The following is a 9,945-nucleotide window of genomic DNA, read 5'->3' on the forward strand; positions in this document are numbered from 1 at the left end:
GCGCTCGGCAGGGGGCGACGCCCGGTCGGCGGCGCGTCCTCGCGCGGTGCGGTCGCCCGCGTGGGGGTGCCGTCGTCGGGGGCGGTCCGGGCGCGGCGGGTGCCGGAGGCGCGCGAGGTGCCGTCGTCGGCGGTGGTGCTCATCGGCCGCACCCTAGCGGCGCGTCGGGCGGCGCCGCGCGCGGGCCTGCCAGCACGACGCGTGCCAGTGCCGCCGGTCGTCGACGGCCTCGCCGAACAGCCCGTCGGACCGCCACGCGACGACGTGCGCGGTGCCGGCTGCGACGACCTGGTCGCACCCGGGGCATCGGTACTCGCGGTCGGAGCCACGGACCTGCTGGACGACCCACTCGCCGTCGGCCGCGCTCTCGGACCGGCGCCCGCCGGTCGCGCGGTCGAGGTCGAGGTCGACGTGCTCGGCGCCGTAGGGGCGCTTCGTCGAGCGTCGGCTGCGGGGCATGCGTCCATCCTCTCCCGCGTCCGTGAGTCGCGCGGGCCGTGCCGCGGAGGGCGCGTCGGGGCCCTGCTGCGTGGCGACGCCCGCGCACGTCGCCGGCTGCGCCGAGCCCGGGACGACGGACGGCCCGCCCCGAGCGAGGGCGGGCCGTCCGGTACGCGCGTGTCAGGGCTGGATCGCGGTGGCCGACTCGACGGGCGCGATCGTGCGGGTGCGCAGGAGCTCGCGGTACCAGAGGCCCGAGTCCTTCACGATGCGCTCCTGCGTGTCGTAGTCGACGCGGACGACGCCGAAGCGGCGGTCGTAGCCGTACGCCCACTCGAAGTTGTCGAGCAGCGACCACACGAAGTAGCCGCGCACGTCGGCGCCCTTCTCGATGGCCTCACCGACGGCGTCGATGTGGTCGTGCAGGTAGGCGACGCGCTCGGCGTCGTGCACGCGGCCGTCCTCCGACACCGTGTCGTAGAACGCGGCGCCGTTCTCGGTGATCGCGAGCGGCTGGCTCGGGTAGCGGTCACGAAGCTCGAGGAGCAGGTCGACGAGGCCCTGGGGCTCCTGGTTCCAGCCCATCGCGGTGTGCGGGCCGGGCTGGGGCAGCCACTCGACCTCGTCGGCGCCGACCCACGAGGAGTGCTCGGAGGCGCGGTGCCCGTCGGGGCCGGGCTTGCCCGGGTCGGCGCCGACGCCGGTGCCCTTCTTGACGCGACCCGTCGAGTAGTAGTTGACGCCGAGCACCGTCAGCGGGATGCGGATGAGCTCGAGGTCGCCCTCCTGCACGAAGGACCAGTCGGTGAGGTGCGCGGTGTCCGCGAACACCTCCTTGGGGTACTCGCCGTCGAGCAGCGGGCCGAGGAAGACCTCGTTCGCGATCGTGTCGATGCGGCGCTTGGCCTCGACGTCGTCGGCCGATTCCGTCGCGGCGCGCGTGACGTGCAGGTTGAGCGTGATGGAGATCGGGGCGTCCTCGCCGAGGACCTCGCGGATCGCGCGGCCGGCGAGGCCGTGGCCGAGGTTGAGGTGGTGCACGGCCGTGAGCGCCGCGACGTCGTCGGTCACGCCGGGGGCGTGCACGCCGGACGCGTAGCCGAGGAACGCGGAGCACCACGGCTCGTTGAGCGTGGTCCACAGGTGGACGCGGTCGCCGAGCACCTCGGCGAGCTTGCGGGCGTAGTCGGCGAACCGGTATGCGGTCTCGCGGTTCGCCCAGCCGCCCTCGTCCTCGAGGGGCTGCGGGAGGTCCCAGTGGTACAGCGTCGCGACGGGCTTGATGCCGGCGGCGATCAGCCGGTCGACGAGGTCGGAGTAGAAGTCGAGGCCGGCCTGGTTGAACTCGCCCGAGCCGGTCGGCTGGATGCGCGGCCACGCGATCGAGAACCGGTAGGCCTGCAGGCCGAGGCCCTGCATGATCGCGACGTCCTGCGCGACGCGGTGGTAGTGGTCCACCGCGACGTCACCCGTGTCGCCGTTGAGGACCTTGCCCGGCGTGCGGGAGAAGGTGTCCCAGATCGACGGGCCGCGGCCGTCCTCGTCGTACGCGCCCTCGATCTGGTACGAGGCCGTGGCGGAGCCCCAGAGGAAGTCGTCGGAGAACTGGCGGCCGGAGGGGCGCGTCGCGGTCATGGAGGTCCTTCGCGTTCGGGTTCATCGGGACGGGCGAGGGCGGGGACTGCTGCGTCCCGGGTGCGGCACCCTCCGCCGTCGGGAGGTGTCGAAACGATACGATACACACGCTGGGACCGCTCCCGCGACCCCTCGTCGGCACTCTACTTGACCGGTAAGGCCCTCGGCAGGTGCCACCTGCGACGACGTGGGCGACCGGCCTGCTGGAACCGGTCGCCCACGCCGGGCTCACACCGTCAGCTCGACGACGGCCTGGCCGGCGACGGCGTGCGCCGTCCCGCCCGGACCGTCCACGGACGGCGCGACCTGCACCGACCAGGGCGACGACGTGCCGCGCGCCTCGACGCGCACCGTGCCGCCCTGCCGGCTGACCTCGAACTCGGCGTCGCCGCCCGCCGACGGGACGCGCGTGACCGACCGGTGACCGTCCGGCAGCCCGAAGACGCGCAGCGTCAGACCGTCCAGCCAGTCGTCGTCGGGGCGCTCGTCGCGCGCCGCGAGCGGCACCACGCCGCCCGGGCGGACGTACAGCGGCAGCGAGTCGAACCCGTGCCGCTCGCGCACCCACCGCGGGCCGGTGACCTGCTCGCCCGACAGCAGAGACGTCCACGTGCCGTCCGGCACGTACACGTCGACCTCGCCGTCCGCGGAGAACACGGGGGCCACGAGCAGGTCCGAGCCGAGCATGTACTGCGTGTCGACGGTCCGCGCGCCGCGGTCGTGGGGGAACTCGAGCACCATCGGGCGCATCACCGGCACGCCCTGCTCGTGCGCCTCGACGCCCGCCTGCGCGAGGTAGGGCATGAGGCGCAGCTTGAGCCGCGTGAAGTCGCGCGCCACGTCGACGGCCTCGTCGTCGAACGCCCACGGCACCCGGTACGAGCTCGAGCCGTGCAGGCGGCTGTGCGACGACAGCAGGCCGAACGCGAGCCACCGCTTGAACACGGCCGGGTCTGGCGTGCCCTCGAACCCGCCGATGTCGTGGCTCCAGTAGCCGAAGCCCGACAGCGCGAGCGACAGGCCGCCGCGCAGCGACTCGGCCATCGACGCGAACGTCGACTCCGAGTCGCCGCCCCAGTGCACCGGGAACTGCTGGCCGCCGACGGTCGCCGACCGCGCGAACAGCACCGCCTCGCCCTCGCCGCGCTCCTCCACGAGCAGGTCCCAGACCGCCTTGTTGTAGAGGTACGTGTAGTAGTTGTGCATCCGCTCCGGGTCGGTGCCGTCGTGCCACACGACGTCCGTTGGGATCCGCTCGCCGAAGTCCGTCTTGAAGCAGTCGACGCCCTGCCCGAGCAGCGTGCGCAGCTCCTCGGTGTACCAGCGCACCGCGTCGGGGTTGGTGAAGTCGACCAGGCCCATGCCGGCCTGCCACAGGTCGGTCTGCCAGACGGAGCCGTCGGCGCGCTTCACCAGGAACCCGCGCTCGCGCCCCTCCGCGAACAGCCGCGAGCGCTGCGCGATGTACGGGTTGATCCAGACGCAGATCCGCAGGCCCTTGGCCTTGAGCCGCGCGAGCATGCCCTCCGGGTCCGGGAACGTCGCCGGGTCCCACGTGAAGTCGCTCCAGTGGAACTCGCGCATCCAGAAGCAGTCGAAGTGGAACACCGACAGCGGGATGCCGCGCTCGGCCATGCCGTCGACGAAGCTCGTCACGGTCGCCTCGTCGTAGGACGTCGTGAACGACGTCGAGAGCCACAGGCCGTACGACCAGTCGGGCACGCGCGCGGGACGGCCGGTCAGCGCCGTGTAGCGACGCAGCACGTCCTTGGGCGTCGGCCCGTAGATGACGTAGTACTGCAGCGACTCGCCCGCGACGGAGAACTGCGTGCGCGACACGACCTCGGTGCCGACCTCGTACGACACGAGGCCCGGGTGGTCGACGAAGACGCCGTAGCCCTGGTCGGACAGGTAGAACGGCACGTTCTTGTACGCCTGCTCGCTCGCGGTGCCGCCGTCGGCGTTCCAGATGTCGACGCTCTGGCCGTTCTTCACGAACGCGCCGAACCGCTCCCCCAGGCCGTAGACGTGCTCGCCCACGCCGAGCGTGAGCTGCTCGTGCACGTAGTGGTCGCCGCGGGCGTCGGTGACGACGCCGATGCTGCGGGGGGTCGACGCCGTGAGGTGCCGCCCGTCGCCCTCGAACTGCACGCTCCACTCGCCGCGCGTGCGGACGCGGGCCGTCAGCGCGCCCGCGGTGAACGTCGCGATCCCGTCCGCGTCGGCGGGCTCGACCTTGACCCCGGCCGGCTGCGTCGCGAGGCCGAAGTGCGGGCCGCGGTCGACACCGCCCTGGAAGTGCTCGATGCGCACGCCGACCACGTCGTCCATGGGCGACGAGAACGTCACCGTGACGAGCGGGCGGTTGAGCGTGTCCCCCCGCGACGTCAGCGGTGCCGTGGAGGACCACACGGTGAGGGTGTCGTCGCCGACCTGGACGTCGGCGACGTCGCGCGGCCGCAGGATGGTCGTCCCGGGCTGCGGGAGCCAGTACCCGTCGGTGAACTTCATCGTGTCCTCTCGGTCGGTGCGAGGTGCAGGGCTGCGGCGCCCTCGGCGGGCAGGAGGAGCTCGTCGGCGACGGCGTCGCCGGTGAGCAGGTCGGTCGCGGCGGCCGGCAGACGGACCGTCTGCTTCGCGCGGGACCGGTTGAGCACGAACAGCACGTCGCCGCGGCGTGCGATCTCGACGCCCTCGGGCACGTCCGACAGCGGGGCGGTCACGCCCGCGGCCGCGACGCAGTCGGCGACGACCGCCGCGAGCACGTCGCGCGGCGGGACGGTCGTCACGTACCAGGCCTGGCCGGCGTCGTCACCTGCGCCGTGCGTGCGGCGGGTCAGCGCGGGGCGGCCCGCGAGGTCGCCGTCGGCGTACGTCGCGAGCACCGCGGCGCCGTCGCTGCGGACGTGCTCGGACCACGTCGTCGCGACGAAGTCGCCGTACCGGTCCGACGCGACGACGACCCCCTCGTCCTCCAGCGGGCGCCAGTCCTCCCCCGACGCTCCCAGGACGTCCGCCCACGGGACCGGGAAGCGCCCGCGACGGACGCGCGCGTGCTCGTCGGCGACCGCGCTGAACGGGCCGACCAGCAGCACGCCCCCGCGCTCGGGGACGCGCGCGACGTTCGCCGCGTCCGCGTCGGTGACCGCGTGCAGCGACGGCACGATCACGAGGTCGTAGCCGTCGAGGTCCGCCGACGGCGGCACGACGTCGGTCGCGATCCCGGCCCGCCAGAGCGGCTCGTGGTACGCCGCGAGCTGGCCGAGCACGTCGAGGCGCATCGACGGGCGCGCGGGCAGGAGCTCGCCCGCCCACCACGAGGGCCAGTCGAAGACGAGCGCGACGCGCGCGTCGACCCGCGTGCCGACGACCGGGCGCAGCCGCTGCAGCAGCGCGCCCTGTGCCCGGACCGCGCGGTGCAGGTCGGTGTCCGGACCGGCGTGCGGCACCATCGCCGAGTGGAAGCGCTCGGCGCCGCCCGTCGACGCGCGCCACTGGAAGTAGCAGACGCCGTCCGCGCCGTGCGCGACCGCGCGCAGCGAGTCGAGGACCATCGCGCCCGTGCTCTTCGGGACGTTGTGCGCGCGCCAGTTCACGGCGCCGGCCGCCTGCTCCATGAGCAGCCAGGGCTGCCCCCGCCGGACGCCGCGGACGAGGTCGTGGGCCAGGGCGGCGCGGGCGGGCGACGACGCGTCCGCCGGGTCGGTGTAGCAGTCGTCGGCGACGACGTCGACGTCGTCGGCCCACGCGTGCTGGTCCACGCCGGGGAAGAAGTTCATGACGTTCGTGGTCACGGGCGCGTCGGAGCGCTCGCGGATGATCGCCGCCTGGAGGCGGTAGACGTCCCGGAGCTGGTCGGACGTGAACCGGCGGAAGTCGAGCTCGGCGGCGGGGTTGTGCAGGTACGGGGCGGCGCGCGGCGGGACGATCTCGTCGAAGCACGAGTACCGCTGGCTCCAGAACGCGGTCGCCCACGCGGCGTTGAGCGCGTCGACGTCGCCGTACCGCCTCCGCAGCCACGTGCGCAGGCGCTCGGCGCACAGGTCGCACCAGCACGTCTGGCCGAGCTCGTTGCCGACGTGCCACATCGCGACGGCGGGGTGGTCGGCGTACCGGTCGACGAGGTGCCGGACGACCGCGGCGACGTGGTCGCGGTACACCGGCGAGCCCGGGCAGAAGTGGTTGCGCGAGCCGACGCTCATCCGCACGCCCTGGGCGTCGACGGCCGACGTCTCCGGGTGGCGGTGCGCGAGCCAGGGCGGGGGCGACGCGGTGGGGGTCGCGAGGTCGACGGCGATGCCCGCACCGTGCAGGAGGTCGAGGACCTCGTCGAGCCACGCGGTCTCGAAGCGGCCGGGCTCGGGCTCGAGCGTCGCCCACGAGAAGATCCCGACGGAGACGAGGTTGACGCCGGCCGCGCACATGAGCGCGACGTCCTCGCGCCACACGTCGGGCGTCCACTGCTCGGGGTTCCAGTCGCCGCCGTAGAGGACGCCGTGGGCCGCGGTGAGCGCGTCCAGACCCGTCATGCCACCCTCCCCCGTGCCGCCGTCCGGGCGACGCGGTGCGCCGGTCCCTGCGTCGATCGTCGAAGCGCTTCAACACCGAAGCCGCATCGGACGCTAGCCGCTGCCGACGTTACGTGTCCATTCCCCCGGGTTGACGGGTGGGTAGTTGCGATAGTCGGTGTCGAAGCGTTTAGTCGAGGACGCGTCGTCGAACGGCTCGGCGTGCGGCGCTGTACCGCTACACTCCCCGCATGGCCACGATCGCCGACGTCGCGAAGGCAGCGGGTGTCTCGTCCTCGACCGTGAGCTACGTGCTCTCCGGCAAGCGCCCGATCTCCCTCGCGACCCGGCACCGCGTCGAGAAGGCGATCCGCGACCTCGGGTTCAGCCCGCACGCCGGCGCCCGGGCGCTCGCGTCGAGCCGCACCAACGTCCTCGGGCTCGTCGTCCCGCTGCGCGCCCTCGAGGCGAACGTCGCGATCGTCATGGAGGTCGTCTCCGGCGTCATCACGCGCGCCCGCGACTTCGACCACGACGTCCTCGTCCTCACCCAGGACGACGTCAACGGCGTCCAGCGGCTCGCCAACGGCAGCATGGTCGACGCGCTCATCCTCATGGACATCGAGACGCTCGACCCGCGCCTGCCCGTGCTCGCCGGGCTCCGCCAGCCGTCCGTCCTCATCGGCGTGCCCAGCGACCCGCACGGGCTGTCGTGCGTCGACCTCGACTTCGCCGCCGCCGGCCGGCTCGCCGTCCGGCACCTCGTCGACCACGGCCACCGCAGCATCGCGCTGCTCGGGGCGCCGTCCGCCGCGCTCGCCCGCAGCGCCAACTACGCGGTGCGCATCGTCGACGGCTTCCGCTCCCAGGCCGGGCCCGCCGGCGTGCGGCACACCGTCGTGCCGACCGAGGCCTCCTACCCCGGCGCCGAGGCTGCCGTCGAGCGCGCGTTCGCCGAGCTCGACGACCTCACCGCGCTCGTCGTGCACAACGAGGCCGCGCTTCCCGGCGTCCTCGCCGCGCTCGCGCGCAGCAACCGGTCCGTGCCCGGCGACGTCTCCGTGCTCGCCGTCGCGCCGTCCAGCCTCGCCGAGCACCTGGCCCTCCCCCTGTCCGCGATCGACGTCCCCGCCGAGGAGATCGGCCGCACCGCGGTCGAGATGACGATCGAGCGGCTCGACCAGAAGAAGGCCGCCGAGACGCGGCTGCTGTCGCCGGCCTTCAACGAGCGCGGGAGCTGCGCCGCACCCGCCTGACCGCTGCGGCCGCAGGCCCGGCACGTCCGGTCCCCGTCGCGTCCCGTCGGTCACGCGGGCACCTCCGTCAGGTCCCCGTCGAGCCGGACCGTCGCACCCGCGTGCAGCGTCAGGGTCCGCGTCCGGTCGGCGTGCACCACCTCCAGGGTGCCCCCGCGACCCGCGCGCAGCACGACGCCACGCAGCGCACCGCCGGACCACGTCACGTCGACCACCAGGCCGCCGCGCCCGCGCACACCCCGCACCGACCCGTCCGGCCACTGCGGCGGCAGCGCCGGGAGCAGACGCACGCGTCCCGCAGTCGACTGGACCAGCGCCTCCGCGACCGCGGCGACCAGCCCCAGGTTGCCGTCCACCTGGAACGGCGGGTGCGTCGAGAACAGGTTCGGCAGCAGGCCGCCGCGCTCCGGCTCCGCCGACGACGGGTCCGCGGGCTGCATCGCCTCCACGAGCAGCGCACCGACCGCCTCGCCGTCCCCGAGCCGGGCGCGCAGCGCCGTCTTCCACGCGAGCGACCAGCCCGTCGAGCCGGGACCGCGGGCGTCGAGCGACGCGCGCGCGGCCGTGGCGAGGTCCGGGGTGTCGACGACGTCGACCTGCGCGAGCGGGAAGAGGCCGACGAGGTGCGACAGGTGGCGGTGGTGCGGGTCGACCGCCGGGGCGTCGTGCGACCACTCGCGCAGCAGGCCGTCCGGACCGACGCCCGGGAGAGCCAGCCGGTGCAGCGCGGAGCGCAGCCGGGGCTCGATCGGGTCGTCCAGGTCGAGCAGCGCGACGGCGTCGAGACAGCGCTCCAGCAGGTCGCGGACCAGGACGAGGTCCATCGTCGCGCCCGTCGTCAGCGCGCCCGCGCCCCCGTCGGGGCGGACGAACGTGTTCTCGGGCGACGTCGACGGCGACGTGGTGAGCCGGCCGTCGGGCGCCTCGACCAGCCAGTCCAGGCAGAACTCCGCGGCGCCGTGCAGCAGCGGCCACGCCCGCTCGCGCAGGAAGCCGAGGTCGCCCGTCAGGTCGGCGTGGTCCCACAGGTGCCGGCACAGCCACACGCCGCCCATCGACCACTGCGCCCACGACGGGTCGCCGTGACCGGCGCCGACGGGCAGCGCCCAGCCCCACGCGTCGCTGTTGTGGTGCGCGACCCAGCCCCCGCAGCCGTACAGGTCCCGGGCGACCGCCGCGCCCCGCCGGGCGATCAGGCCCACGTGGTCCAGCAGCGGCTCGTGGCACTCGGCGAGCCCGACCGCCTCCGCGCCCCAGTACGCCATCTCGAGGTTCACGTTCAGCGTGTACGCGCTCGACCACGGCGGCCTCGCCTCGGCGTTCCACACCCCCTGGAGGTTCGCGGGCGGCGAGCCCGGCCGCGACGACGCGACCAGCAGGTAGCGGCCGTGGTCGAACACCGCCTGCGCGAGCGCGGCGTGCGTCGTCGACGCGATCGCGTCGGGCAGACGCAGGTGGACGTCCGCGCCCGTGAGGTCGAGCGTGCACGCGTCGAGCAGGCGGCGGTGGTCCGCGACGTGCCGGGCGCGGCACGCGTCGCCGTCGGCCCGGCTGCCGGGCAGCGCCTGGCGCGCGCACGCGAGGACGTCCGCGACCACCTCCTCCCGGGGGCGGAGCGGTCCGTCGGACGGCCACGGCGACGTCGTGCCCGACGCGAGCACGACCTCGACCCACGTCGCACCCGACACCCGCAGCGCCGACGACGACCCCGCGACCTCGCCGTCGCTGCACGCGAGCAGCGCGGCGACCCCGGTGAGCGACGCTCCGTCGCCCGTGCGCAGCGTCGACGCCTGCGGCTCGTGCCCCGGCGGGACGTCGTCGGGCAGCTCGAGGACGAGCACCCGGCCGCCCGGCGCGTGGTGGTCGGCGCGCACGTCGTGCCCGGTCGACAGCTCGACACGCAGCCCGAACGGCACGTCCGACGACCACCGGCCGTGCAGCGCACCGTCGACCGCGCTCGCGTACCACTCGACCACGACCGACCCGATGCCGACCGGGACGTCCTCGACGACCGTGCCGTCGCGCAGGTCCAGCGTCCGCGGGGAGTCGTCGGGACGCCGGACCTGCGCGGTCCTGGGTGCAGCCGCCGCGGGCGCGTGCTCGGG

The 9,945-nt window shown here is 74.4% G+C and carries 6 protein-coding genes; 1 reads left to right on the plus strand and 5 read right to left on the minus strand.

The window, feature by feature from the left end; translation table 11 throughout:
- Positions 1-153: 153 nt before the first annotated feature.
- From CTKZ_RS15040 to CTKZ_RS15055, 4 genes are all read right to left on the minus strand, one after another.
- Positions 154-459, minus strand: coding sequence for an Rv1322 family protein (locus tag CTKZ_RS15040; protein WP_124343704.1), 306 nt, complete (start codon positions 457-459; stop codon positions 154-156).
- A 162-nt stretch (positions 460-621) separates the two neighbouring features.
- A complete protein-coding gene (locus CTKZ_RS15045; protein ID WP_124343705.1) occupies positions 622-2,076 on the minus strand; it encodes a glycoside hydrolase family 1 protein in 1,455 nt (484 codons plus the stop codon).
- A gap of 228 nt (positions 2,077-2,304) precedes the next feature.
- Positions 2,305-4,587 (minus strand): alpha-xylosidase, encoded by a 2,283-nt coding sequence (gene yicI / locus CTKZ_RS15050; protein WP_124343706.1) that lies wholly within the window; start codon positions 4,585-4,587, stop codon positions 2,305-2,307.
- A complete protein-coding gene (locus CTKZ_RS15055) occupies positions 4,584-6,605 on the minus strand; it encodes a beta-galactosidase (protein ID WP_124343707.1) in 2,022 nt (673 codons plus the stop codon). The genes yicI and CTKZ_RS15055 overlap by 4 nt, the downstream gene beginning before the upstream one ends.
- A gap of 230 nt (positions 6,606-6,835) precedes the next feature.
- On the opposite strand from CTKZ_RS15055, the gene CTKZ_RS15060 reads away from it, so the two are divergent.
- The gene (locus tag CTKZ_RS15060) at positions 6,836-7,840 is read left to right on the plus strand and encodes a LacI family DNA-binding transcriptional regulator (RefSeq protein WP_124343708.1); all 1,005 of its coding nucleotides are present in this window, start codon (positions 6,836-6,838) and stop codon (positions 7,838-7,840) included.
- A 50-nt stretch (positions 7,841-7,890) separates the two neighbouring features.
- On the opposite strand, the gene CTKZ_RS15065 is transcribed toward CTKZ_RS15060, so the two are convergent.
- Positions 7,891-9,945 (minus strand): glycosyl hydrolase family 95 catalytic domain-containing protein (locus CTKZ_RS15065; RefSeq protein WP_124343709.1); only part of this gene is annotated, 2,055 nt, incomplete at its 5' end.

The sequence above is a fragment of the Cellulomonas algicola genome (genome assembly GCF_003851725.1).
GTDB classification, from domain to species: domain Bacteria; phylum Actinomycetota; class Actinomycetes; order Actinomycetales; family Cellulomonadaceae; genus Cellulomonas; species Cellulomonas algicola.